General features: G+C 63.2%; 18 protein-coding genes. 8 read left to right on the top strand and 10 right to left on the bottom strand.

All coding sequences use genetic code 11. The features are described 5' to 3' along the window. Together AC0L17_RS17785 and AC0L17_RS17780 are read left to right on the top strand one after the other, a co-directional pair. Positions 1 to 1,470: a sensor histidine kinase gene (locus AC0L17_RS17785; protein ID WP_287216796.1), complete on the top strand. Its 1,470-nt coding sequence runs from the start codon at positions 1 to 3 to the stop codon at positions 1,468 to 1,470. After that, positions 1,470 to 4,427 carry a bifunctional [glutamine synthetase] adenylyltransferase/[glutamine synthetase]-adenylyl-L-tyrosine phosphorylase gene (locus tag AC0L17_RS17780; protein WP_473516796.1) on the top strand — a complete coding sequence of 986 codons (2,958 nt, stop codon included), beginning with the start codon at positions 1,470 to 1,472 and terminating at the stop codon, positions 4,425 to 4,427. Before AC0L17_RS17785 ends, AC0L17_RS17780 begins: the two co-directional genes overlap by 1 nt. 59 nt (positions 4,428 to 4,486) lie before the next feature. Here AC0L17_RS17780 and AC0L17_RS17775 read toward each other — a convergent pair whose 3' ends face one another. Next, positions 4,487 to 6,814, bottom strand: a complete 2,328-nt coding sequence (locus AC0L17_RS17775) for a PAS domain-containing sensor histidine kinase (protein ID WP_473516795.1) — start codon at positions 6,812 to 6,814, stop codon at positions 4,487 to 4,489. A gap of 333 nt (positions 6,815 to 7,147) precedes the next feature. Continuing rightward, on the bottom strand, positions 7,148 to 9,793 hold the full coding sequence (pepN, locus tag AC0L17_RS17770; protein WP_473516794.1) for an aminopeptidase N: 2,646 nt from the start codon (positions 9,791 to 9,793) through the stop codon (positions 7,148 to 7,150). A gap of 155 nt (positions 9,794 to 9,948) precedes the next feature. On the opposite strand from pepN, the gene AC0L17_RS17765 reads away from it, so the two are divergent. Both AC0L17_RS17765 and AC0L17_RS17760 read left to right on the top strand, forming a co-directional pair. Continuing rightward, positions 9,949 to 12,255, top strand: coding sequence for a xanthine dehydrogenase family protein molybdopterin-binding subunit (locus AC0L17_RS17765; RefSeq protein ID WP_473516793.1), 2,307 nt, complete (start codon positions 9,949 to 9,951; stop codon positions 12,253 to 12,255). A gap of 44 nt (positions 12,256 to 12,299) precedes the next feature. Beyond that, positions 12,300 to 13,202, top strand: coding sequence for a DMT family transporter (locus AC0L17_RS17760; protein ID WP_128172792.1), 903 nt, complete (start codon positions 12,300 to 12,302; stop codon positions 13,200 to 13,202). Here AC0L17_RS17760 and AC0L17_RS17755 read toward each other — a convergent pair whose 3' ends face one another. From AC0L17_RS17755 to AC0L17_RS17745, 3 genes are all read right to left on the bottom strand, one after another. Beyond that, the gene (locus AC0L17_RS17755; RefSeq protein WP_473516792.1) at positions 13,203 to 14,015 is read right to left on the bottom strand and encodes a helix-turn-helix domain-containing protein; all 813 of its coding nucleotides are present in this window, start codon (positions 14,013 to 14,015) and stop codon (positions 13,203 to 13,205) included. 273 nt (positions 14,016 to 14,288) lie between these two features. After that, positions 14,289 to 15,176, bottom strand: coding sequence for a uracil-DNA glycosylase (locus AC0L17_RS17750; protein WP_473516791.1), 888 nt, complete (start codon positions 15,174 to 15,176; stop codon positions 14,289 to 14,291). Positions 15,177 to 15,303: 127 nt separating this feature from the next. Then, on the bottom strand, positions 15,304 to 15,948 hold the full coding sequence (locus tag AC0L17_RS17745) for a hypothetical protein (RefSeq protein ID WP_287212996.1): 645 nt from the start codon (positions 15,946 to 15,948) through the stop codon (positions 15,304 to 15,306). Between the two features lie 337 nt (positions 15,949 to 16,285). On the opposite strand from AC0L17_RS17745, the gene AC0L17_RS17740 reads away from it, so the two are divergent. After that, positions 16,286 to 17,965, top strand: coding sequence for an electron transfer flavoprotein-ubiquinone oxidoreductase (locus AC0L17_RS17740; RefSeq protein WP_473516790.1), 1,680 nt, complete (start codon positions 16,286 to 16,288; stop codon positions 17,963 to 17,965). A 144-nt stretch (positions 17,966 to 18,109) separates the two neighbouring features. Then, a complete protein-coding gene (locus AC0L17_RS17735) occupies positions 18,110 to 18,715 on the top strand; it encodes a DUF922 domain-containing protein (RefSeq protein ID WP_473516789.1) in 606 nt (201 codons plus the stop codon). A 1-nt stretch (position 18,716) separates the two neighbouring features. On the opposite strand, the gene AC0L17_RS17730 is transcribed toward AC0L17_RS17735, so the two are convergent. The 5 genes from AC0L17_RS17730 to AC0L17_RS17710 all read right to left on the bottom strand — a co-directional run bounded on the left by AC0L17_RS17730 (position 18,717) and on the right by AC0L17_RS17710 (position 22,421). Next, a complete protein-coding gene (locus tag AC0L17_RS17730) occupies positions 18,717 to 19,796 on the bottom strand; it encodes an endonuclease/exonuclease/phosphatase family protein (RefSeq protein WP_473516788.1) in 1,080 nt (359 codons plus the stop codon). Between the two features lie 88 nt (positions 19,797 to 19,884). Next, complete coding sequence (locus AC0L17_RS17725; protein WP_236371758.1) at positions 19,885 to 21,345, bottom strand: AMP nucleosidase; 1,461 nt, start codon at positions 21,343 to 21,345, stop codon at positions 19,885 to 19,887. 129 nt (positions 21,346 to 21,474) lie between these two features. Further along, positions 21,475 to 21,669 carry a hypothetical protein gene (locus AC0L17_RS17720; protein ID WP_473516787.1) on the bottom strand — a complete coding sequence of 65 codons (195 nt, stop codon included), beginning with the start codon at positions 21,667 to 21,669 and terminating at the stop codon, positions 21,475 to 21,477. 35 nt (positions 21,670 to 21,704) lie between these two features. Beyond that, complete coding sequence (locus tag AC0L17_RS17715; RefSeq protein ID WP_473516786.1) at positions 21,705 to 21,872, bottom strand: hypothetical protein; 168 nt, start codon at positions 21,870 to 21,872, stop codon at positions 21,705 to 21,707. Between the two features lie 204 nt (positions 21,873 to 22,076). Then, complete coding sequence (locus AC0L17_RS17710) at positions 22,077 to 22,421, bottom strand: DUF2147 domain-containing protein (protein ID WP_027152751.1); 345 nt, start codon at positions 22,419 to 22,421, stop codon at positions 22,077 to 22,079. 463 nt (positions 22,422 to 22,884) lie between these two features. Here AC0L17_RS17710 and AC0L17_RS17705 point away from each other — a divergent pair, with 463 nt between their 5' ends. Together AC0L17_RS17705 and AC0L17_RS17700 are read left to right on the top strand one after the other, a co-directional pair. Continuing rightward, positions 22,885 to 23,151, top strand: a complete 267-nt coding sequence (locus tag AC0L17_RS17705) for an SEL1-like repeat protein (RefSeq protein WP_027152750.1) — start codon at positions 22,885 to 22,887, stop codon at positions 23,149 to 23,151. 446 nt (positions 23,152 to 23,597) lie between these two features. Further along, a complete protein-coding gene (locus AC0L17_RS17700) occupies positions 23,598 to 24,716 on the top strand; it encodes an ABC transporter substrate-binding protein (RefSeq protein WP_473516785.1) in 1,119 nt (372 codons plus the stop codon). The last annotated feature ends 100 nt before the right edge of the window (positions 24,717 to 24,816 follow it).

Here is a 24,816-nt window from a genome sequence, read left to right as displayed (position 1 = left end):
ATGGCCCTTTCCATGCCGGCCATCATGAAGACGACGGCAGCGCGGCTTTCGGCGCTCTATCTCCTGCTGTTCGCCATCTGTGCGGTGCTGCTCGTCTTCTACATGACCTCGCTGTCGGCGCGCATGCTGACCGGCCAGACGCAGGAGACCATCAACGACGAGGTGCTCGGCCTCGCCCGGGTCTATCAGCGCGGCGGCTTGCCGCTGCTGGTCCGGGTGGTCGAGCAGCGCTCCCGCCAACCCGGCGCCAATCTCTATTTGATCGCCGATGCCAACGGCCAGATCCTGACCGGCAACGTGCAGAGCCTGGAACCCGGCGTGCTCGTGGCCGAGGGCTGGACGACGGAGCCGTTTTCCTACCGGCGCTTTGGCGAGGGCGAGCTCGAGCGGCAACGCAACCCGATCGCCGACCCGAACGAACCCAGCCAGAGCGAAGTCCAGGTCGAAGGCGAGAAGGGCCACAACGCCATTGCCTTGGTGCTGCGCCTGCCGAACCAGATGATCATGCTGGTCGGCCGCGATCTCGGCGAGCCGGAGCGGTTCCGCGCCGTCATCCGCCGCGCCTTGACGTTGGCGCTCGGCATGATGGCGCTTGGCGGAATTTTGATCTGGTTCTTCGTCGGCCGCGCGGCGCTGAAGCGCATCGACTCGGTTTCGCAGGCCAGTCGCCGCATCTTGGGCGGCGACCTTTCCGGCCGGCTGCCGGTCACCGGCGCCGGCGACGAGTTCGATCGGCTCTCCGAAAATCTCAATTCCATGCTGGCCAGGATCGCCACGCTGAATGAAGGGCTGAAGCAGGTCTCCGACAACATCGCCCACGACCTGAAGACGCCGCTGACCCGGCTGCGCAACCGCGCCGAGGCGACGCTCTCCGGCAAGCACAACTCCGCCGACTACCGGCAGGCGCTGGAAGCGACCATCGCCGAGTCCGACCATCTGATAAAGACCTTCAACGCCATCCTGATGATCTCAAGGCTGGAGGCGGGCTATTCTTCAGAAATCACCAGCCGGGTCGATCTGGCTGCTTCCGTGCGCGATGTCGTCGAGCTCTACGAGCCGGTGGCGGAGGAGGCGGGAGTGACACTCGAGACCTCGGTGCAGGATGGCTTCGCCGTTGAAGGCAATCGCGAGCTGATCGGCCAGGCGCTATCGAACATCGTCGACAACGCGATCAAATATTCGACCGACTCGACAGCCAAGCCGACCGTTCGCGTGGCGCTCGATCGCGTCGGCAGCGAAATCAGGCTTTCCGTCACCGACAACGGCCAGGGCATTCCCGACGATGCCGATCGCGCCAGGGCGACCGAGCGTTTCGTGCGGCTGGAGAAGAGCCGCTCGCAGCCGGGTTCCGGTCTCGGCCTCAGCCTCGCCAAGGCGATCATGACATTCCACAAAGGGCGGCTTGATCTCCTGCCCGCCAATCCTGGATTATCCGTCGTCATGAGTTTTCCCGAACGGGAGGATCGCTGATGGCGGTGAAGGCGGCTGCGGAACACACCAACTGGCTTCTGAAGCCGGCGGCAAGTCTCGTGCCTCTGGATCAGAACCGAGCCCGGCGGGAATTGTCGGAGATCGCTTCCGCAGCGCAGGAAGAGGGGCTTGCCGTGCTGGCGAAATTCCTGGCCGGCGAGGGCGCCGTCCAGGAGTTTCTCGCGGCAGTCTTCGACCTGTCGCCGTTCCTGCGCGACACGGTGCGCCGCCGCCTGCAGATCCTGGATGCGCTTTTCGATGAGACCGTCGAAGCGCGGCTGGCGTCGATCGGCGCCGCCATCGGCAAGGCCGCGCGGGCGGAAGCCATCTCTGAAAACGGCCTGATGATGGAGTTGCGGCAATGGAAAGCGGAAGCGCATGTCCTGATCGCGCTGGCCGATCTTGCAGGCGAGGCCGAAACTGCAATCACAGTACGGCGGCTGAGCGATCTCGCCGACGCCTGCACCCGCGCTGCCGTCGACTTCCTGCTTCGCGACGCGCACCGACAAGGCAAGCTCAAACTGCCGGATCTCGAGGATCCGGCGCGCCGGTCGGGCTGGATCCTGCTCGGCATGGGCAAGCTTGGCGCGCATGAGCTGAACTTCTCCTCCGACATCGACCTCGTCGTTTTCTTCGACCCGCAAGCGCCAGCAGTCGTCGATCCGCTCGATGCGACGGAGCTGTTTTCGCGCCTGACCCGCCGGCTGGTCCGCATGCTCCAGGACCGCACCGAACACGGCTATGTTTTCCGCACCGACCTCAGGCTTCGTCCCGACCCCGGTTCGACGCCGCTGGCGATTCCGGTCGAGGCGGCGCTGCGCTACTACGAGGCGCGGGGCCAGAACTGGGAGAGGGCCGCAATGATCAAGGCGCGTCCGGTGGCCGGCGATGTCGCCGCCGGCACTGCGTTCCTGAAGGAGCTCCAGCCCTACATCTGGCGCAAATACATGGACTATGCGGCGATCGCCGACGTCCATTCGATCAAGCGCCAGATCCATGCCCACAAGGGTCTTGGCGAGATCGCGGTGAAGGGCCACAACGTCAAGCTCGGCCGCGGCGGCATCCGCGAGATCGAGTTCTTCGTCCAGACCCAGCAGCTCATCGCCGGCGGCCGCTTCCCCGAACTGCGCGGCCGCGAGACGGTGCCGATGCTTGGCCAGCTTGCGGCACGCGGCTGGATCACTGCCGATGCGCGCGATACGCTCACAAGGCAGTACTGGCTCCTGCGCCGCGTCGAGCACGCCGTTCAGATGGTCGCCGACGAGCAGATCCACATACTGCCGGACGATGACGAAGGGCTCGAACGCATTGCCCGCCTGCTCGGTTTTGCCGATGCGGCGACCTTTGCCGAGGCGTTCCGCGCCGCACTCCATCAGGTCGAACGCCACTACGCAGCGCTTTTCGAGACCGCGCCCGAGCTTTCGGCGGGCATCGGCAATCTGGTCTTTACCGGCGATGTCGACGACCCCGATACGTTGCAGACCCTGCAGAGATTGGGATTCCAGCGGGCGAGCGACATCTGCCGCGTCATCCGCGGCTGGCATTTCGGCCGCTATCGCGTCACCCAGTCAGCCGAGGCGCGCGAGCGGTTGACCGAACTGACGCCGGCGCTGCTGCAATCCTTCGGCCAGACGCGCCGCGCGGACGAGGCGTTGATACGCTTCGACGAATTCCTTGCCGGTCTGCCCGCCGGCATTCAGCTGTTCTCGCTGCTCCACTCCAATCCGGCTCTGCTGAAGCTGCTGGCGACCATCATGGGCGCGGCGCCCCGGCTGGCCGCCATCATCACGCGCCGGCCGCACGTGTTTGACGGCCTGCTTGATCCGGCCCTTTTGACCGAACTGCCGGACCGCGCCTATCTGTCCGGCCGTCTCGCCGCGTTCCTCGAAGGCGACAGGGCCTATGAGGACGTGCTCGACCGCTTGCGCATCTTTGCGTCCGAGCAAAAATTCCTGATCGGCGTCAGGCTGCTTGCCGGCTCGATCGATCCGGCGCGCGCCGGCCGTGCCTTTTCCGATCTGGCCGATCTCACCATCGACGCGGCGCTGCGGGCGGTCATCGCCGAGTTCGCGCTACGCCACGGTCGCATCGCCGGCGGCACGGTTGCGCTGCTCGGCATGGGCAAGCTCGGCAGCCGCGAATTGACGGCCGGCTCAGACGTCGACCTCATCCTGCTTTATGATCACCATGCCGATGCCGAAGAATCCGATGGCGACAAGCCGCTCGCCCCGTCGCACTATTTCGCCAGGATGACGCAGCGGCTGATCGCTGCGGTGTCCGCGCCGACCGCCGAGGGCGTTCTCTACGAACTCGACCTTCGCTTGCGGCCGTCCGGCAACAAGGGGCCGGTGGCGACCCATGTCGATGCGTTCAAGAAGTACCAGCGCAAGGACGCCTGGACCTGGGAGCATATGGCGCTGTCAAGGGCCCGCGCGATCGGCGGCGATCAAGCGCTGTGCGCCGAGGTCGAGACCGAAGTGGCACAGGTGCTTGCCCTGCCGCGCGACAGCGCCAAGGTGATGGCCGAGGCGGCCGAGATGCGCGCGATGATCGAGAAGGAAAAACCGCCGCGCGATCTCTGGGACATCAAACTGATCCCGGGTGGTCTCATCGATCTCGAATTCATCGCGCAGGTGGCGGTGATCACGGAAAAGGTCGAAGCCGGCCGCCGGGTCACCGGGACGTCAGACGTGCTGTCGAGGCTGACGCCGGATTTCGCCGAGGCGCAGATCAGGCAGGAGCTTTGCGATGCCTATGCGCTCTATCTGGCGCTGACCCAGATGACGCGGCTCTGCCTCACCGGCGTATTCGAACGCGACGACGTTCCGCCGGGGCTTTCGGATCTGCTGCTGGCGGTCACCGACCTGCCGGATTTCGGCGTGCTGGAAGCGCACCTCAAGGAGACGTCGCAAAATGTCAGGAATAATTTTGGCTTTTTGCTTCGTGCGAATGAGTAGTGAATGGTGAATGGAATTAGATATTCACTACTGACTATTCACTATTCACTATTCACTAGTCAGGCGGCGGCCCTGACCGGCTGCGTCGGCTTCCTGGTCGGAATGCGCACCGACACGATCGTGCCGGTGCCTTCGGTGGAGCGGATTTTCAAGGCGCCGCCCTGAAGCTCGGCCAACGAGCGTGAGATGGCAAGGCCAAGGCCGGAACCGGCATGGCTCTTGGAAAACTGGTTCTGCACCTGCTCGAACGGTCTCCCGAGCTTGCTCAGCGCCTCCTTCGGGATGCCGCAGCCATTGTCTTCGATCGTCAGGACCAGAGCGCTGGAGGTGTTGCGGGCCCTTACCGCAATGCGGCCGCCCTGGCCGGTGAATTTCACCGCATTCGACAGCAGGTTGATGATGATCTGCTTGATCGCCCGGCGGTCGGCGAACAGCGTCAGTGAGTCTGGGATGCGTGTTTCGACGGTGATCGACTTTTCCGCCGCCTGCAGCGAGATGACGCGCACCGTTTCCCGCATCAGCGGGCAGAGGTCGATTTCCTCCTGATCCATCGAGAACTGGCCGGCCTCGATCTTCGACATGTCGAGGATGTCGTTGATGACGCCCAGAAGATATTTGCCGCTGCCGTTGATGTCGGTGGCGTATTCCTCGTAGCGCGGCGAACCCAGGGGCCCGAACAGCGCCTGTTCCATCAGTTCGGAGAAGCCGATGATGGCGTTGAGCGGCGTGCGCAATTCATGCGACATGTTGGCCAGGAACTCGGATTTGGCCCGGTTCGCGGCCTCGGCGCGCTCGGTTTCCTTCATGTATTTGTGATTGAGCTCGACCAGTTCGCGCGACCGCTCTTCCTCTGCCCGGCGGGCAAGGCTGAGATCGTGGATCGTCGCCATCAGCCGGCGCTCGCTGTCGACCAGCTTCTCCTGGTGCAGCTTGATCTGGGTGATGTCGGAGCCGACCGAGACGGTGCCGCCGTCCCTGGTCCGCAATTCGTTCACCTGCAGCCAGCGGCCATCGGCAAGCTGCCGCTCGAAGGTCACGCCGCCTTGCTGCCCGTTGGTGTTGGCAAGCCGGCGCTCCGAGGCGAAGGCAAGCATGCGATCTTCGAGAACGGCGCGCGAGGCGCCCGGCATAACGTCGCGATCCGACAGTCCGTTGTCCTGCTGGTACTTGGAATTGCACATGATCAGGCGCTGGGCCGAATCCCACAGCACGAAGGATTCGTTGATGTTTTCGATGGCCGTTCGCAGGCGAAGATCCGCGGCCTCGGAGCGCAGCGCCAAATGCCGCTGCTCGGTGACGTCGACGGCGATGCCGATCAACTGGATCTCCGGCGCTTCCGGGTCGATCACCTGCGCTCTTGCGCGCATCCACACCCATTGCCCGTCGGCGTGGCGCATCCGGAACACCTGGTCGATGTGGTCGATCTCGCGTGCGACGATCCTGTTGGCGAGTTGGAACAGGTCGCCGTCCTCCGGGTGGATGATCCCGTCGACCTCGCCAAACGACAGCATCGTGTCGCAGGGCTCATAGCCCAGCATGTCGTACATCGAACGCGACCAGTACATCTTGCCGCGCACCATGTCCCAGTCCCACAGGCCGCAGCGGCCGCGCACCAGCGCCATGTCGATGCGCTGGTGCGCTTCGAGATAGATGCGGTCGGCGGTCTGGGCGCGCGCCGCCTGGCCGAAATAGGCATAGAGGACGATGATCAGCACGCCGGCCGTCAGCACGAACAGCGTGACGTTGAGCGAAACGGTCTTGCGCCACGTGTCGAAGACCGCATCCTGCGGGACGAGCGCTGCGGCAGCACCATTCCTGCCGTTTGCCAGGCTCACCGCCGCATACCAGTCCTGGCCGCCGATGCTGACCTCCATCACCCCGGCGCGGTCGCCGAACATGAACAGCGGTTGACCGCCCTGGGCGATGGCGTCGAGCGACCGCCCTTCCCAGCCCGTCGATTGCGGTGTCACGGCAACGATCTTGAACGCGCTGTCGGTGACCGCAAGCACGTGGCTTCGGCCCATGGCGCCCTGACGGCTGATGCCCTCCAACAGGTCCTGCGTCGCGCCAGGCGTCGAGGCCAGGTTCGCATCGACGCTGATCGAACTGGCCAACTGGCCCGCCGCGAGCGAGAGGATCGCCTTGGCGTCGCGTTCCACGTCGTCGCGCTCGTGCATCAGCGACAGGAACCGCAGTGCCGCGATGACAATCAGGAAAATGATGATCAGGGCCGGTATCGATCGCCGCAGCAATGGCTCGGCTGCCAGGAGCCGTCGGTAGGCGGGTTCGGCGATCAGCCGCGCATTGCCGGCGAGACCGTCGCTTCCCGCCTCACGCTGCTCAAAACCCGTCCCTCCGGGCGCGCCCCACGCGTCCGCCTTCGCCATAAATGGCTCTCCCCGATCTTAAATCTGCTTGACGATCCGGCGACGCCGCACTTCCGAATCTTCAGCTAAAGAATCAAAGGTGATTCGGCTTGTCCATAGGCGCAGCGAAAAAAGATTAAAAATCGACTAAAATAATGGCTAAAGCCGCCGATCTCCCTCCCCCTTGAGGGGAGGTTGGCCCGTAGGGCCGGGAGGGGTCCTCGGCGAAGCGCTCCATCTTTAAATCAAAAGTAGGGCGAGTGAGGTCGATCGAGGCCGCGCACTGCCGCAGCGACCCCACCCGTCCATCCGCCTTCGGCGGCTGTCCACCCTCCCCTCGAGGGGGAGGGAACCCTACGCCAAGGTCCGCTCAATGATGTCCCGCAAATCGGCCGACAGGTTCTCGGTATTGGCAATCGAAAGCAGCGCTTCCCTTGCCTTGCCCTGCCGGGCAGGTTCCAGCGAGCGCCATGATCTGAGTGCCGTCGCCAGCCTGGCGGCCAATTGCGGGTTGCGCTTTTCGACCTGCAGGACCGTTTCGACAAAAAACCGGTAGCCTTCGCCGTCGGCGCGATGGAAGCCGGTCTGGTTGGCGCTGGAAAACGTGCCGACGAGCGAGCGCACCCGGTTCGGGTTGGCCATTGAGAAGGCCGGGTGGCTGGTCAGGGCGCGCACCGCATGAATGGTTTGCGGGCCCGGCACGCTGGCCTGGATATGGAACCATTTGTCCATCACCAGCGGATCGGTCGCATATTTCGCTTCGAACTCCGCCAGCGCCTTGACCGTCTCGGGCGAACCGTTATGGCGCAGCGCAAGCACGCTCAATGCGGCGGCCCGGTCGGTCATGTTGGTCGCGGACTGGAAATGCCGGGCCGCAAGCGCCGCACCTCCATGCAGCAGCGAAAGATAGTCGAGCAAGGAGTTGCGCAGCGCCCGGCGACCGGCGCTTGCCGCATCAGGACTGAAAGCGTCCTTGTCGGTCAGTCGATCGTAGAGGTCGGAGAATATCTCGCGATTCGCCTCGGCGATCGCGACCGTCAGCGCCTCGCGGGCCGAGAAAATGGCATCGGGGTCGATGTTCTTGCCGATGTCACGGGCAATATCGGCTTCGCTTGGAAGCGCCAGGGCCAGCGCCCGATAGGCCGGTTCGAGTGTCTCGTCGCCGGCTATTTTGCCGGCAAGCTCGATCAACCGCGATGCGAAACCGGGCTGCTTACCGTCAAGGACCTGGCGGAAGGTGGATATCAGAGCCTCGGTCAAAAGCGTGTTGAACGCTTGCCAGCGCGAGAAGGTATCGTTGTCATGGCCAGCAAGGAAGAACTGATCGTCGGCCCTCTGCTCGACGGAAAGCGTCACCGGCGCCGAGAAGCCGCGGTTGAGCGACATCGCCGGGCGCGCGGCGACGCCCGAGAAGCGCACCATGTGCCGGCGCTTGCGGATATGGATGACGCCGTCCTCGACGCTGGCCCCCTCGACGCCGCCATATTCTATCGCTTTGCCGTCGGTGCCGACCAGGCTGAAGGCCAGCGGAATATGCATCAGCCGCTTGCGGCTTTCGGACGGCGTTGGCGGCACCGACTGTTCGATCTCGAGCGTGAATTCCTGGGCCGCCGCATTGTGCGTCGAACTGATGGTCAGATTGGGCGTGCCGGCCTGATGGTACCACAGCGAAAATTGCGCGAGGTCGCGCCCGGACACATCCTCGAACACCTTGATGAAGTCCTCGATGGTTGCAGCCTCGCCGTCATGGCGCTCGAAATAGAGATCCATGCCGGCCCGGAACGTCTCGGCGCCGAGAATGGTGCGGATCATGCGCACCACTTCCGAGCCCTTTTCGTAAACTGTCGCCGTGTAGAAATTGTTGATCTCGCGGTAGCGGCGCGGTCGCACCGGATGCGCCAGCGGTCCCTGGTCTTCGGGAAACTGATGTGCCTTGAGCGTGCGCACTTCGGCAATGCGTTTCACCGCTCGCGAGCGTTGGTCGGCGGAGAATTCGTGATCGCGGAAAACCGTCAGCCCTTCCTTCAGGCAAAGCTGGAACCAGTCGCGGCAAGTGATTCTGTTGCCGGTCCAATTGTGGAAATACTCATGCGCGATGATCGCCTCGATATTGGCGAAATCGGCGTCCGTTGCGGTCTCCTGGTCGGCCAGCACATACTTGTCGTTGAAGATGTTGAGGCCCTTGTTCTCCATCGCGCCCATGTTGAAGTCGGACACGGCGACGATGTTGAAGACGTCGAGGTCGTATTCGCGGCCGAATGCCTCCTCGTCCCATTTCATCGACCGTTTCAGGGCGTCCATGGCGTAGCCGGCGAGCTGCTCTTTGCCCGGTTCGACAAAAATGCCGAGCTCGACCTCGCGGCCGGACAATGTGACGAAGCTGTCCGCGACCTTGCCGAGAGCGCCTGCGACCAGCGCGAACAGATAGGACGGCTTGGGGAAGGGGTCGTGCCAGACTGCATAGTGCCAGCCGTCGGCAAGTTCGCCGCCGCCAGCCGGGTTGCCGTTGGAAAGAAGCAGTGGCGCCTCGTGGTGCGGCGCCTCGATGCGCACCGTATAGACCGACAGGATATCCGGACGATCGAGAAAATAGGTGATGCGCCGAAAGCCCTCGGCCTCGCATTGCGTGCAATAGACGTTGCTCGAGCGATAGAGGCCCATCAGGGCTTCGTTGTGCGCCGGCGCCAGCTCGGTTTCGATCAGGAGCTGGAAGCGGGCTGCTACGGGCGGCGTGGTGATCGTCAACTGATCGGGCGTGGCGAAAAAATCGGTCGGCGTGAGTGTCTGGCCGTCGATTGCGATGCGGCTGAGCGTCAGGCCATCGCCGTCCAGCACCAGCGGCATTGACGCCGCTACGCCGTCGCGGCGCTCGACCGTCAGCACGGCGATGACGCGCGTGGCTTCCGGCGACAGGCGGAAAGTCAGGCCGGTTTCCGGAATGAGATAGTCGGTGGGGCGATAGTCTTCGAGCTTAAAGACCTGGCCGGTGTCCGTGCGCATTCCGTTGGTTTTCCTGTCGATTCCCGCAGCGGCAGGTGGATCCGCTGGTCGAAGAAATGTGAAGCACGCGCTCTTTACACGAAACCGTCACTCGACAAAACTGGCGCAGCGCCTATTTCAGGCACTCGTTTTCCAATCATCGTCGCGAGGTATCCATGACCGTCGTCACACCGAAATTCGGCATGGGCGCCTCTGTGCTGCGTCGCGAGGACCAGGCCTTCCTAAAGGGTCTCGGTCGCTATACGGACGACATCCAGCCGGCCGGTCTCCTGCACGGCTATGTCCTGCGCTCGCCGGTGGCCAAGGCAAGCTTCACCCTCGGTTCGACCGAGGCGGCCAAGGCGGCATCTGGCGTCCATCTGGTGCTGACCGGTGCTGATCTTGCTCATCTCGGCAAGCTGAAATCCGGCGTCATGCAGAGGCAGCCGGACGGCACCAAGGCGCCGACCCGCGACATTCCGGTCCTTTGCCGCGACCGGGTCAATTATGTCGGCGACGCCGTCGCCTTCGTCGTCGCAGACAGCCGCGCGCTGGCGCAGGACGCGGCCGAACTGATCGAGGTCGATTATGAGGGCGAGGATGCCGCGTCCGGCACCGCCACCGCGCTTGACGAAGGCACGCCGCTGGTCTGGCCGGAACTCGGCTCCAACCGCGCCTTCAGCTACCACATCGGCGACAAGGCGAAGACCGCGGCGGCATTCGCCAGGGCGGCGTATGTCACCCGCATCGAATTCATCAACAACCGGCTGGTCTGCAACTACATGGAGCCGCGTTCGGCGATCGGCGAGTGGAACACGCAGGAGAACCGCTTCGTGCTGACCACAGGCTCGCAGGGCGTGCATTCCATGCAGTACATCCTGGCCGACATATTCAAGATCAAGAAGAACCAGCTGCGCGTCATCACGCCGGATGTCGGCGGCGGCTTCGGGCCGAAAAGCTTCGTCTATCGCGAGCATCCGCTGGTGCTGGAGGCCGCCAGGCGCCTTGGCCGCCCGGTGAAATGGGCCGGCGACCGCACCGAGCATTTCCTCACCGATGCGCAAGGCCGCGACAATGTCGTGACCGCCGAGATGGCGATGGACAAGGACGGCCGCTTTCTCGGCATGAAGGTCGATCTGCTCGCCAATATCGGCGCCTATATCTCGCAATACGGCCCGTTCATCCCCTATATCGGCGTCACCATGTCGACCGGCGTCTACGACATCCAGGCGCTCGACGTTTCGGTGACCGGCCTCTACACCAACACTTGCCCGGTCGATGCCTACCGCGGGGCCGGCCGTCCGGAAGCGGCATTCCTGCTGGAAAAGCTCGTCGACGCCTGCGCCCACGATCTGGGCTTGCCAGTCGAAGAGATCCGCCGGCGCAATTTCATCAGGCCCGAGCAGTTCCCATACCGCACGCAGACCGACCGCCTCTATGATACCGGCGAATTCGCAGGCCATATGGACCGCGCCATCGAACAAGCGGAGTGGCAGGCCTTCCCGGAGCGACTGGCGCAGTCGAAGGCGGAAGGCAAAATCCGCGGCATCGGCATGGCGACCTATATCGAGGCCTGTGCCTTTCCCGGCTCCGAACCGGCCTTTGTCGAATTGAACGGCGACGGCACGGTGACGCTGAAGATCGGCACCCAGACCAACGGGCAGGGGCATGCGACCGCCTATGCGCAGTTCCTCTCGGAAAAGCTTCATCTCGACATCGGCAAGATTCATGTCCGCCAGGGCGACACCGACGAACTGAAGGCCGGCGGTGGCACCGGCGGCTCGCGCTCCATTCCGCTTGGCGGTGTGTCAGCTTCTCGCGCCGGCGAGGATCTGGCCATCAAGATCAGGCGCATCGCCGCCGATGAGCTGGAAGCCTCGGCCGACGATATCGAATTGTCCAACGGCGTTGCCCGAATCGTCGGCACCGACCGCACGATCGATTTTTCGAGCATCGCCAAGGCCGCCAAGAACCCGGACGATCTCAAGGGCTTTGGCGAGTTCGTGCAGGACGAATGCACCTATCCGAACGGCACCCACATCTGCGAGGTCGAGATCGATCCCGACACCGGCGTGACGGAAATTGTCCGCTATACGATTGTCGACGATTTCGGCGTCACCGTGAACCCTGTCCTGCTGGCAGGCCAGGTGCATGGCGGCGTCGTCCAGGGCATCGGCCAGGCGCTGACCGAGAACACGGTCTATGACGAGGACGGGCAGCTGTTGACGGCAAGCTTCATGGACTATGCCATGCCGCGCGCCGACGATTTGCCGTTCTTCCATTTCGAGACCCGCAACGTGCCCTCGACCACCAATGCGCTCGGCATCAAGGGGGCAGGCGAGGCGGGCACGATCGGAGCGACGCCGGCCGCCCTCAACGCGGTGACGGATGCGCTCTATCGCGCCTACGGCATCAGGCACATCGACATGCCGGCAACGCCGGCGCGCATCTGGACGGCGATCCAGGAAGCAGCTGCCAAGTGAACCCGACGGACCATCCCGGCGGGCACAACACGCTGACCGGGATCATGCTCAAGATCGTCTCGGTGGCGGTCTTCGTCGCCATGTCGTCCTGCATCAAGGCGGCGGGCACGGTGCCGGCGGGCCAGATCGTCTTCTTCCGCTCGTTCTTTGCCATCTTTCCGATCGTCGTCTTCCTGGCCTTTCAGGGAAAGCTTGGCACCGCGTTTTCGACCAAGCGCCCGCTCAACCACATTGCGCGTGGCGTTGTCGGCGTCTGCGCCATGGGGCTCGGCTTCTTCGCGCTGATTCGGCTGCCGCTGCCGGAAGCGATCGCGCTGAACTACGCACAGCCGCTGCTGGTGGTGGTGTTCAGTTCGATCTTTCTCGGCGAAGCGATCCGCGTCTATCGCTGGAGCGCGGTTGCGGTCGGACTGGTCGGGGTGCTGGTCATCTCATGGCCGGAACTGACGCTGCTGGGTTCGGGCGCAGCACTCGGCGATCAGGAGGTGCTCGGCGTCATCGCCGCACTGGTCGCGGCAGCGATCTCGGCCGTCGCCATGCTGCTGGTGCGCAACCTCGTCCAGAGCGAGCCGACGGCAACCATCGTGCTGTGGTTTTCGGTGACGGCGAGCCTCTTGGCCTTGCTGTCGCTGCCGTTCGGCTGGCAGGCGCTGACACCGGCGCAGGCGGGCCTGCTCATTGCTGCAGGCTTTTGCGGCGGGCTCGCCCAGATTCTGATGACGGCAGCCTATCGTCATGCCGAGGCCTCGGTCGTGGCGCCTTTCGAATACACGTCGATGCTGCTTGGCATCGTCGTAGGCTATCTCGCCTTCGGCGACGTCCCGACGGTTCATATGCTCATCGGCGGCGTGATCGTCGTTGCCGCCGGCATCTTCATCATCTGGCGCGAGCGCCAGCTTGGCCTCGAACGCGCCCGCACCCGCCAGGCGACCCCACCGCAAGGATGATCAGGACGGCTCGGCCCGCTCGTTCGCCAATCGCACCAGCACCGTCCTTGTCTGCTCATCGGCGGGGAAATAAGATTCGATCGCCAGTTCCGACAGCGTCACGTCGAGCGGCGTGCCGAACACGGTGATGGTGCTGATGAACGACAGCACGGCATCGCCATGCGCAAGCCGCAGCGGGTGCACGATCGCGTTCGGCTCGACCGGCACCGGCCGTGCGCCGTTCAGGCCGGACGGATAGGTCCGAAGCTCGCGCTCCAGTTCGACCAGAACCGGGTCGCCAGTGGCGTCGTTCTGGTGTTTCAGCCGGTCGAGAAGATGCGCGCGCCATTCGGCCAGATTGACGATGCGCGGCGCGACGCCACCCGGGTGCAGGCTGAGCCGCAGCACGTTGACCGGCGGCTTCAGCAAGGAAGGCTCGGCGACGTTGGCGAGGAACGGGCCGATGGCAGCATTTGCCGACACCAGGTTCCAGTGCCGGTCGACAGCCAGCGCCGGGAAGGGTTCGTGCCCCTTGAGCACGATCTCGACCGCCGCCATCGCCGGCGCCAGCGAGGCATCGGTGAGCGGACGCTCGCTGAAGCTGGGGGCAAAGCCCGCGGCCAGCAGGAGCTGGTTGCGCTGCCTCAACGGGATCGACAGCTGCTCGGCCAGATGCAGCACCATGTCGCGCGAGGGTGCCGCGCGGCCGCTTTCCACGAAACTCAGATGCCGCTGCGAGATTTCGGCTTCCATGGCGAGATCGAGCTGGCTCATGCGCCGGCGCGTGCGCCATTCGCGAATGAGGCTGCCGGCGGAAGTCTGGGTTGCGGTCATGGGCGCATGACTAGGCCGGCCGCAGATGCATTTCAATTACCGGGGAGGTTATAGCGCCGCTCTTCCCTTCTCCCCCTTGTGGGAGAAGGTGGCCGAGCGAAGCTCGGTCGGATGAGGGGTGTTCCAGCTTGGCGAACACCCTCATCCAAGTCGAGAAGCTGGCGCACGGCGACAGAATCACCCGCGCCTCATTTCTTTCAACACCCCTCAACCGTCTTGGCGCTGCGCGCCAATCCACCTTCTCCCACAAGGGGAGAAGGGAAGACGCCCACCTCAACCCAGCGCCCGAAGCTTCGCCTTCACTTCAAGGAAATCCCGCCACGCCAGCTTCTTGTGCGCGGGGGTTCGCAAGAGATACGCCGGATGAAGCGTTGGCATGGCGGGGATGGCAATGCCGGCGGCGGTCGTGTGGACGCGCCAGTTGCCGCGCAGCCGCAGGATGCCCTCTGTGGTGTTGAGAAGGGTGCTTGCCGAGGGGCCGCCCAAATTGACCAGCACCTTCGGATTGACCAGCTCGATCTGCCGTTCGATGAACGGCCGGCAAATCTCGGTCTCGTGCGGCGTCGGCGTGCGGTTGCCCGGCGGCCGCCAGGGAATCACATTGGCGATGTAGGCCGAGGTCCGGTCGAGGCCGATCGCGGCCAGCATCCGGTCGAGCAGCCGGCCCGAGCGGCCGACGAACGGCAATCCCTCGATGTCCTCGTCGCGCCCGGGTGCCTCGCCGACCAGCATCACCGCGGCATTCGGATTGCCATCGGCGAACACCAGGTTCTTGGCGGTGAATTTGAGGTTGCAGCCGTCGAATGCCGCCATGTGCTGGCGAAGTTCGTCCAGGGTTGCCGCCGTCGTCGCCAGGTGTCGCGCCAATGCCGCTTGCTGCTCGTCGGGCACTGTCGCCGTACCGGACGGCGCGCGCACCGCCGGCGCCGCAGCTTGCCTTTCGCCCATTCCGGCGCGTGACAGGCTTGTCGAGCGTGGCAGCGCTGCGTTTTCACCGGTTGGCGGCGTAACTGTCGCTGGCGCCCGCGCAGGCGGCTTTGACGCAGCCTCGGCAAACCTGTTCAGCGGCTCCTCTTCGAGCGCTTCATCGACGCCGGCGCTGGCGTAGAAGGCCAGCAGGTCGGCAATATCAGGTCGGTTGTCTCGGGAAACAGCAGTCATGCTTCCACATTCAGCCGCGCCGCAGGAATTTGCAACATCGTGACTGGCGCGATGCTTGATGATTTCGTCATCCAGGGTCTCCGCGACGTCGCTTCGCTACTGCTTCGCCCTGGAACGATGAAGTAGCTCAGCTCGACGGTATACGCGGATCCTGCACCAGGTAGAACGTCCAGCGGGGTGTGTAGTCAGTGATCAGGTAATCGAATTTTGCTGTCTTCAACGGGTCGATCTTGCCGCTCTTGAACAGCAGCCGGTCATAGGGTTCGAAGTCGCGATCGAAATCGGCAAAGCTGCTCGACCAGATGTTGTCAGGCGTCTTGTTGCGCTGGTCGAACGACAGGCCGTCGCCGAACACGCTCGGCCGGTGGAGTATCTCCTGGAGCTCGAACTGGAACTCGACCCAGGCCTGGCCGCTGTTGTTGAGCACGTCGATGCGCATATACATGAGGCCGTTGGCAAATTGGCCCGCAGTGCCGAAGGGGTGGATCGGCTTCGTCGTGCGGATCGTCAGTGTCACTGGTGTCGCCGAATTCAACTCTTCGGTGATGACAAGCGGGTCCTCCTTTGTCCCGATGCCCGAGGCGCTGGTGATGCGGAAGCCGCCCAGCTCGTCGGAAAAGGAGTAGGCTCCGGCCACCCAGACCCTTTGCGGCTCGGCGTGGGCGCCAACGGACGCCAGCGGCAAAAGGGCCAAAACGAGCGCCCGGCAAATCCGTCCGGGCGACGAAAAAAAGCGCGTCGATGAAAAGCCGGATGGCCCGTATGTGCGCATGGTGCAAAGTATGGCCGATAAGCAAGCCGTCGAACAATTAAAAAAAATCAGGGCAACGGCTCTCTTTGGACCCGGATCGATGTTGGTGGACCAGCAAATCGCGATTTTGTAGTACGATGCGCGGCCTTTTTGACGAAATCGGCATTGTCACGTCAGCGCCGGTTTCGCGTCGCGAATTGATGCGCTATGCAGCGGATAAGCCAGCAAGATGCGCAAATGCGCTCGCATGACCCCAAAAAGTGAAATCACTTTTTGGAAAGGATCATGCGAAAATAAAAGTTGCCAGAGTGTCCTTTGCGCGTCCAATGGGCGCGGCACTCTGGGCAGTGAGGGGTTGATGAGCGAGATCGAACGCGAAAGCATGGAATTCGACGTGGTCATCGTCGGCGCCGGGCCGGCCGGCCTCGCTGCCGCGATCCGTCTCAAGCAGGTCAATCCCGAGCTTTCCGTCGTCGTCCTGGAAAAGGGCGGCGAAGTCGGCGCTCACATCCTGTCCGGCGCCGTCGTCGATCCGATCGGCATCGACCGGCTGCTGCCGGGCTGGCGTGACGAAGAGGGACATCCCTTCAAGACGCCGGTCACCGCAGACCATTTCCTGGTCCTCGGCCCCGCCGGTTCGTTCCGTCTGCCCAATTTCCTGATGCCGCCGCTGATGAACAACCACGGCAACTACATCGTTTCGCTCGGCAATGTCTGCCGCTGGCTGGCGACCAAGGCCGAGGCGCTGGGCGTCGAGATCTATCCGGGCTTTGCCGCCGTGGACCTCATTTACAACGACGAGGGCGCGGTCACCGGCGTTGTCACCGGCGATATGGGCGTCGAGAAGGACGGCACGCCTGGCCCGGGGTTCGCGCCGGGCATGGCGCTGATGGGCAAATATGTGCTGATCGGCGAGGGCGCGCGCGGCTCGCTGGCCAAGCAGCTGATCGCCAAATACCATCTTTCCGACGGCCGCGAGCCCGGCAAATACGGCATCGGTCTCAAGGAGCTCTGGCAGGTCAAGCCGGAGAACCATCGGCCGGGCCTTGTCCAGCACTCCTTCGGCTGGCCGCTCGACATGAAGACCGGCGGCGGCTCCTTCCTCTACTATCTGGAGGACAACCAGGTGGCGGTCGGCTTCGTCGTCCACCTCAACTACAAGAACCCCTATCTGTCGCCGTTCGACGAGTTCCAGCGCTTCAAGACCCACCCGGCGATCAGGGGCACATTCGAGGGCGGCAAGCGGCTCGGCTATGGCGCCCGTGCCATCACAGAGGGCGGCTGGCAGTCGGTGCCGAAACTGTCCTTCCCCGGCGGCGCGCTGATCGGTTGTGCTGCCGGCTTCGTCAACGTGCCGCGCATCAAGGGCTCGCACAATGCCGTGCTCTCCGGAATGCTGGCGGCCGAGCATGTCGCCGAGGCGATCGGCGCCGGCCGCGCCAATGACGAATTGGCTTCTTACGAGGCGGCATGGCGGGCAACCGACATCGGCAAGGATTTGAAGAAGGTGCGCAACGTCAAGCCGTTGTGGTCGCGCTTCGGCACCGTCGTCGGCGTCGGCATCGGCGGCCTCGACATGTGGCTGAATTCGCTGTTCGGGCTCTCGCCTTTTGGCACGCTGAAGCACGGCAAGGCCGATCATGCGACGCTGGAGCCGGCCGCCAGGCATAAGAAGATCGCCTATCCGAAGCCGGATGGCGTGCTCACCTTCGACCGCCTGTCCTCGGTGTTCCTGTCCAACACCAACCACGAGGAAAACGAGCCTGTCCACCTGCTGGTCGCGGATATGGACCTGCAGCAGCGTTCCGAACACGATGTCTATGCCGGGCCATCGACACGCTACTGCCCGGCCAGTGTCTACGAATGGGTCGACAAGGATGGCAACGCCGCCGCCGATCCCGAGGCGAAGGACGTGCGCTTCGTCATCAACGCGCAGAACTGCGTCCACTGCAAGACCTGCGACATCAAGGATCCGAACCGAAACATTACCTGGGTGCCGCCACAAGGTGGAGAGGGACCAGTCTACCAAAACATGTAGCCCAGCAAGCCAGAACGGCCCGGCGGCCGTCTCGCTCGCCGATCAAATGAAGGCGCGTGAAGGCCTATTATATGTGCGGCGTCTAAAAGAAGTTGAAGCGGGGCGGCGCCTGTGGTTCCATTCTTTCTGACCCGGGAGATGACCATGCGCCTGGCGGTTCTGACGTGCCTTGCGGCGATTGGCGGTTTGTGCGGCTTCGCACCGTCGGCATTGGCCGACACCAAGGTGCTGGTCAAGACCCGGACCTACGACATCACTGGAACCACGGGCGCCGCCCTGATCGAGGCCATGGACCGCAACGGTCCGAAGCGGCACGGCTTCATGACGCACGCCATCGCGCTGGCCGCCTATACCGTAGATTGGGACCTCGACGTTACGAGGGAGGGTGGTGTCTGCCGTCTGCGGCAGGCCAATGGCACGCTCGATCTCACCTACACCTTGCCGCGTTTGGCCTCGGCCGCGACGCCGGCACTGCAGAAGCGCTGGAAGCGGTTTTTCGCGGGCGTTCGTGCGCACGAGCATAACCATGGCCGCATCGCCAGGGCAATGATGCGGGCGACCGAGAAATCGATCACTGGACTGGAGTTCGCCGACAACTTGTTTTGCAGCAAGACGCACCGCGAGGCGAGGCGCCGGATCAAGGCCGTCTATGCCGAATACGAGGCGAAACAGAACGCCTTCGACGCGCGCGAGCATCGCGACGGCGGCCATGTCGAGCACCTCATCAGGGCGCTGTTGCGCAAGCAGTAGCTCAGCCTCGGGTCCTGCCGTTCTGTCTCACCGATGCCGTCGCGGCTTCTTGTTCGTCGACCGGCTTTTTCTGTTCCTGCCTGAGCGAGAACTCCACCATCAGCGGAAGATGGTCGGAGCCGGCGTTATCCAGCCTCGACACCGAATGGATGAGAACTGCGCCCTTGCTGAAAACAAGGTCGATCGGCAGTCCGGCGAAGCGCAGGAATTCCGGCAGCTTGATAGGGAGCCAGGTCGGCCCCGGCGAAGGCGCCACGGTCAGCTTGCCAAGACCTGCGACGCGCCGGACGGCGGCGCTCCACGGCGCTGCATTGCAGTCGCATGCCATGATCGATATCTCGCCAAGCGAGGCGAACTCCCCCGACAATCCGCCGATCTGCCGTGACTGGTTGCGCGGCCATGGCCAGGTGAGGTGCATGGCGGCGACGTCGACGTCGGTTCCGCCGAAATCGACCGTCGCGATGGCCATCGCGCCGCGGCCATAGCAGCGCGGTTGCGTGCCGGCGGCAAACGGCCGTCTGGACAGCAGCGCAACGCCGAACACGCCATTGGGGTAGGGGCAGAGGATCCGGTGGGGGTAGGCGCTGGCGAGAAGTCCAAGCTTCGCCTTCCACATGTCGGACACCTCGTCGAGGGTGATCACATCAGGCTGGGTCCGGCCGATCAGCGACAGGACTTTTTCAGGCGTTGAATTGTTGAACCGCAGGTTCATCTGCAGCAGGCGGTAGACCGCCTGGTCACCGGGGTGGATCGGCTGATCACCGGGGTAGACCGCCTGATCGCCGGCGTCGACTTCGTAGGCTGCCTGGACCGGCCACAGGCGGGGCACCGACAGGGCGTTCGACGTGGTGGCAAAGGCAGCCACCGCAAAGAGCAGCCCTGTGGCCGCCTGCAGGCGAAACGAGGTCGCCAGCAGCGGCAGCGCGCAAAGCGCCATCAGCACGGCAAGATGAACGCGGAAATGAGCGAAGGAATCGAAGGCCGGATGCAGCGTTCCGAAAAACCCGGCCACCAGCGCGGCCGAGAAGACGAGCATTGCGACGAATGCTGCCGACGCCATCATGTTTCGAACGGGTCCCATCTACTTTGCTTATCGGCAGAAATGCAGCCCAAAGCAAGATTATGAAATGCCCTGCCGCGCTGTTACCAGGGTCGCAGGCCGCTCGCTCCTACTGGAACGCGGTCTCCGAAAAGCTTCTGAGCTTGCGCGAATGCAACCGTTCCATCGGCATCTCGGCCAGCTTTTCCATCGCCCTGATGCCGATGGTCAAATGCTGTGCCACTTGCCGCTTGTAGAACTCGGTCGCCATGCCGGGCAGCTTCAATTCGCCATGCAGCGGTTTGTCGGAGACGCAAAGCAGCGTACCGTAGGGTACGCGGAAGCGGAAGCCATTGGCGGCGATCGTCGCCGACTCCATGTCGAGCGCGATCGCCCGTGACTGCGACAGCCGTTGCACTGGCCCACGCTGGTCGCGCAACTCCCAGTTGCGGTTGTCGATGGTAGCGACTGTGCCGGTGCGCATGATACGCTTGAGGTCATAGCCGGAAAGGCCGGTGACTTCGGCGACCGCCTCCTGCAGCGCCACCTGGATTTCGGCCAGCGGCGGGATCGGCACCCAGACCGGAAGATCGTCGTCCAGAACATGGTCTTCCCGCACATAGGCGTGCGCCAGCACATAGTCGCCCAGCGCCTGGGTGTTGCGCAGGCCGGCGCAATGGCCGAGCATCACCCAGGCATGCGGCCTGAGCACCGCTATGTGGTCGGTGATCGTCTTGGCGTTGGAGGGGCCGACACCGATATTGACCATGGTGATGCCGCCATGGTTCGGCTTCTTCAGATGGTAGGCCGGCATCTGCGGCAGGCGCGGCGGCGCCACGCCATGGCTGGGCGCGCTTTGTCCAGCCTTGGTGACGACGTTTCCCGGTTCGACGAATTCGACGTATCCGCCGCCGCCTTTCGCCATCAGATCGTGCGCACGTGCGACGAATTCGTCGATGTAGAACTGGTAGTTGGTGAACAACACGAAATTCTGGAAATGCTGCGGACTGGTCGCCGTGTAGTGCGACATCCGGTGCAGCGAGTAGTCGATGCGTTGCGCCGTGAACGCCGCCAACGGCCTGGCTTCGCCTAACGCCACTTCGAACGTGCCGTTGGCGATCTGGTCGTCGGTGCCGTCGAGATCCGGCACGTCGAACAGGTCACGGATCGGCCGCCTGATGCGCTCGGCTGCCGCGCCGTCGACATGCGAGCCTTCCAGGAATGCGAAATGCAGCGGGATGGGCGTCGTCGATTCCGAAACCGTGACCGGAACGCCGTGATTGCGCATGATCAGGCGAAGCTGTTCGATGAGATAGCGTTCGAAAAGGGCGGGCTGGGTTATGGTGGTCGAGAAATGCCCGGGCGTCGGCATATGGCCGTAAGCCTGCCGCGAGTCGATCTGGGTGAACGAAGTCGTGGTGACACCGACCTCCGGATAAAAGGCCCGGTAGCGTTTGTTGTTGTCGCCGCCTGCGGCGAGCGCCGTAAACGAATCGCGCAGGAATTTGGTGTTGCGGTCGTAGAGGGCCTGCAAGGCCGCGACGGCCTTTGCTGCATCATTGAAGATCTGCCGGCCAAACGGCTCCGGCATCACGACTGAGTCTATGGCTTGGGGATAGATTCGCTTTTCCATGACCCAATATAGAGGCTTGGCCATGCGGTTGGGAGGGGGCCGAAGGATCGTTTTTTATTTTGCATGGTTTCGATGAAGGCCGATTGCCTAGCCGCGCCGCAGGCTGATCAGCAGCACAAAGCCGACGCCGGTCTTCTTCAGCGCCGGCGCTTCGATTGTCGAGCCGGCATCGGCGCGCATCGAGGGCACGGCCAGAACCGGGGCCGCAAGAACCATCAGGATGAGCGTCGCCCGCGGCACAAGCCGAAGGGTCTTGCGGGCGTTGGCGACGATGCGGTCCATGGTTTTTGCTTTCTCCTCTCGAAGACTTTGTCGGTTCAGGGGCGAAAATGGTTCACGCAATCGAACCGGCAGGAATTGGCCTGGTTCCAGGAGCGGGCCAATTCCTGCCGGTTGGGCCGGCCGGCCTCTGCAACGAGGATGGCGAACGACATGCCGAACAGGCTCATCAGCAGGCAGACGATGGTGAAGCGGCGGGCGAACATGGCGTGGTGTCTCCTTCGACACGCATGAGAATGCCCTGATGCAACTGAACCGGTTCTGATGCCGGCGTTCATCTGCGGTTCAAATTTGGACTGTTAGGCGCAGAAGGCGCAGCCTGCGCGATCGATCGGTGTTCCCAAACACAGAGGCGCGAACAAAAACGGGGCCTTTGCGGCCCCGTTTTCATTGTGCGGCAGTCGAAACGATCAGAGCTTGTGCCAGGTCTGGCTCCTGCAGATCAGCCCGCCCAGCACGCAGCCGCTCATCTTGAGCGAAGCGCCTGAGACCGAGGCCTTGCCCGAATAGGTCTTGTCGGTCTCCGGGTCGGTTATCGTACCCGTGTATTTGTTGGCGCCGGACACCTTGAACGAACCGATGCGCTTGCCGGCAAACTTGCCGGATTTGAGCGTGATGGAAAATGCGTCGCCACCGCCCGTGATGGCGGCGGTCGAACCGGCTTGCGTTTTCCAGTTGCCTTCGATCGGGTCGGCCCAAGCGGTGCCGGCCATGATCAATGTGGCCGCGAGGGCCATGCTGATTTTGCGAAACATGCTTCTCCTCCCTGTGGGCATCCGGACGAACGTTCCGCCCCGCCAGTCTGCCTCTTACGCAAACGTAAGCTAATCCACCTCCCGGCAAAACAAAAGCGGTGCCGCTGCGGAAGACTTCGGGATTTTTCCCGGCCGCCCGAAGCGGTCTGGTCGGCGAGAAATGAAACACCGGGCATGCTGGCTTTGTCTTCCGTGGTTAGCGGAGTCTTGATTTGCGCCTTGCATATTTTCATCAATTTTGGCGCAAACCGGCGCAATTGCTGGCTTTGCATCGTTAATGAATTTCGGCGTTTACCTCTTGTTTTAGCTTTGTTTTCCTCAAATTAAGCACGCCGTTTAACGACGGATTCAAGCCTTCGGTTCATTCTCGAAAGCATCGAAAGAGCAGCCGCCCCAAGGGTTTCCAAGGGACAGAACGAGGCAGCTCTCGGGAGCCTGACAGGGGCTAGAACAGGGGATTGAAATGGCACGTTTTGAAATGCCTGAAGCCGGCTTCGGCGCCATGGGGGCAACTGCCCAGGCCGACATTCTTTTCGAACTGGGCATGATGTATGCGACCGGCCGCGATTGCGAGACCGATGTCGTCGCCGCCCACAAATGGTTCAACATCGCTGCGATCAAGGGCTCGGTGCGCGCCGCGGAACTGCGCTCGGAATTGTCGGCCGCCATGTCGAAAGTCGAGATCGCCAGGGCGCTGCGCGAAGCCCGCGAATGGATGACGATGCACTAAGTCTCACCTGAACTCATCATGTACTGAAATCACCGACAGGGACGCTTCAAGGCCGCGCGAAGACGGCCGGACCGGCAAGAACAAGGCTGCGGGAAGACGGCCGGACCAACAATGACAAGAACGCCGCAGGCCGGATACAGCCCAGCTGCGCGACGGACAGGGAAGCGAGCGGTTTTCGGGGCGCGCGTAGCGTTCGGGATTGTTCGATCGACAAAAGCCGCGACCGGCCGGAACAAGGCCGGCGCGGCTTTTCGCGTTTTCGGACCATGGTCCCAAAAAGTGGAAACTGGTTTTTGGAAAAGATCATGGTCAAACAGAAAGCCGGCAGGCCCAATCGAGTGCCGCCGATGCGCCAAGACAGGCTTGGCGAACGGTGAAATTCTCCCACCTAATCTGGAAGAGGCGCGGTCGGAGCGGCCGCGCGCGAGTGGAGGAGTTGTATCGCCATGAAAAAGTTGGGTATTTTGAGCGCGGCCATTGTCGGCCTGGTGATAAGCGCGCCGGCCTTCGCCGAAGACATCACCTTTTCGGTGGTCGGACCGATGACCGGACAGCTTGCCACCATCGGCGACCAGTTCAAGCAGGGCGCGCAAGCCGCCGCCGACGCGATCAACGCCGCCGGCGGCGTCGACGGCCGCCAGATCAAGCTCGACGTCCAGGATGACCAGTGCGATCCGAAGCAGGCGGTTTCGGTCGCAAACCGCATCGTCGCCAACGGCGTCAAGTTCATCGATGGCCATGCCTGCTCGGGCTCGAGCATCCCGGCCTCGGCCGTCTATGCCGAAGCCGGTGCGATGATGATGAGTCCGGCTTCGTCGAACCCGGAGCTGACAGACGCGGCGGCGAAATCCGGCTGGCCGACGATCATGCGCCTTTATACGCGCGATGATGCGCAAGGCGCCTTCATCGGTCCATGGATCGCCAAGAAATACGCCGGCAAGAAGGTCGTCATCATGCATGACAAGAGCGCCTATGGGCAGGGCGTGGCCGATGCCGTCAAGGCGACGATGAACCAGAACGGCCTCAACGAGATCCTCTACGAGGGCATCAACGCCGGCGAAAAGGACTACTCGGCGCTTGTCACCAAGCTCAAGGAACTGAAGGCTGATGTGGTCTATTTCGGCGGCTACCACCCAGAGGCCGGCCTCATCCTGCGCCAGTCGGCGGAACAGGACTTCAAGTTCCAGCTGATCATGCCGGACTCGATTGCCACGCCGGAATTCTGGCAGGTTGCCGGCCCGGCCGGCGAAGGCACCATGTTCGTCTTCCCGTCGGATCCGCAGGCGAAGCCCGAAGCCAAGCAGGCCATCGAAAAGATCAAGGCGGGCGGCTTCGTGCCCGAGGGCTTTACGCTGTTCTCCTATGCCGTGATCCAGGCCTTTGCCGAGGGCATCAAGCGCGCCGGCAGCGACGACCCGGCCAAGGTTGCCGAAGCGCTGAAGAACGGTGAGCCGATCAGCACCGTCGTCGGCCCTGTCACTTTCGATGAAAAGGGCGACCTCAAGAACGTCAGCTACGACATCAACCAGTGGCACGACGGCAAATACGCGCCGATCCAGCCTTGATCGCCATTGCATGTCGCGCAAAAGTGCGCAGCGGTTTTGCGAAAACGACATGCACAAAAACAAGAACTAAAGCGCGTCGCCTGCGACGCGCTTTAGCGCC

The sequence above is a fragment of the Mesorhizobium sp. WSM4829 genome (assembly GCF_055811475.1).
Note: the sequence above shows the minus strand (reverse complement) of the source record. Positions and strands in the feature narration are given on the sequence as shown.

Excerpts from the sequence above, each read along its gene's own strand:
- AC0L17_RS17765 (WP_473516793.1), top strand. The coding sequence starts at position 9,949 with ATGACCGTCGTCACACCGAAATTCGGCATGGGCGCCTCTGTGCTGCGT.
- AC0L17_RS17700 (WP_473516785.1), top strand. The coding sequence starts at position 23,598 with ATGAAAAAGTTGGGTATTTTGAGCGCGGCCATTGTCGGCCTGGTGATA.
- AC0L17_RS17740 (WP_473516790.1), top strand. The coding sequence starts at position 16,286 with ATGAGCGAGATCGAACGCGAAAGCATGGAATTCGACGTGGTCATCGTC.
- AC0L17_RS17735 (WP_473516789.1), top strand. The coding sequence starts at position 18,110 with ATGCGCCTGGCGGTTCTGACGTGCCTTGCGGCGATTGGCGGTTTGTGC.
- AC0L17_RS17760 (WP_128172792.1), top strand. The coding sequence starts at position 12,300 with ATGCTCAAGATCGTCTCGGTGGCGGTCTTCGTCGCCATGTCGTCCTGC.
- AC0L17_RS17745 (WP_287212996.1), bottom strand. The coding sequence starts at position 15,948 with ATGCGCACATACGGGCCATCCGGCTTTTCATCGACGCGCTTTTTTTCG.
- AC0L17_RS17715 (WP_473516786.1), bottom strand. The coding sequence starts at position 21,872 with ATGTTCGCCCGCCGCTTCACCATCGTCTGCCTGCTGATGAGCCTGTTC.
- AC0L17_RS17705 (WP_027152750.1), top strand. The coding sequence starts at position 22,885 with ATGGCACGTTTTGAAATGCCTGAAGCCGGCTTCGGCGCCATGGGGGCA.
- pepN (WP_473516794.1), bottom strand. The coding sequence starts at position 9,793 with ATGCGCACGGACACCGGCCAGGTCTTTAAGCTCGAAGACTATCGCCCC.
- AC0L17_RS17785 (WP_287216796.1), top strand. The coding sequence starts at position 1 with ATGGCCCTTTCCATGCCGGCCATCATGAAGACGACGGCAGCGCGGCTT.
- AC0L17_RS17775 (WP_473516795.1), bottom strand. The coding sequence starts at position 6,814 with ATGGCGAAGGCGGACGCGTGGGGCGCGCCCGGAGGGACGGGTTTTGAG.
- AC0L17_RS17710 (WP_027152751.1), bottom strand. The coding sequence starts at position 22,421 with ATGTTTCGCAAAATCAGCATGGCCCTCGCGGCCACATTGATCATGGCC.
- AC0L17_RS17755 (WP_473516792.1), bottom strand. The coding sequence starts at position 14,015 with ATGACCGCAACCCAGACTTCCGCCGGCAGCCTCATTCGCGAATGGCGC.
- AC0L17_RS17730 (WP_473516788.1), bottom strand. The coding sequence starts at position 19,796 with ATGGGACCCGTTCGAAACATGATGGCGTCGGCAGCATTCGTCGCAATG.
- AC0L17_RS17720 (WP_473516787.1), bottom strand. The coding sequence starts at position 21,669 with ATGGACCGCATCGTCGCCAACGCCCGCAAGACCCTTCGGCTTGTGCCG.
- AC0L17_RS17780 (WP_473516796.1), top strand. The coding sequence starts at position 1,470 with ATGGCGGTGAAGGCGGCTGCGGAACACACCAACTGGCTTCTGAAGCCG.
- AC0L17_RS17750 (WP_473516791.1), bottom strand. The coding sequence starts at position 15,176 with ATGACTGCTGTTTCCCGAGACAACCGACCTGATATTGCCGACCTGCTG.
- AC0L17_RS17725 (WP_236371758.1), bottom strand. The coding sequence starts at position 21,345 with ATGCCGGAGCCGTTTGGCCGGCAGATCTTCAATGATGCAGCAAAGGCC.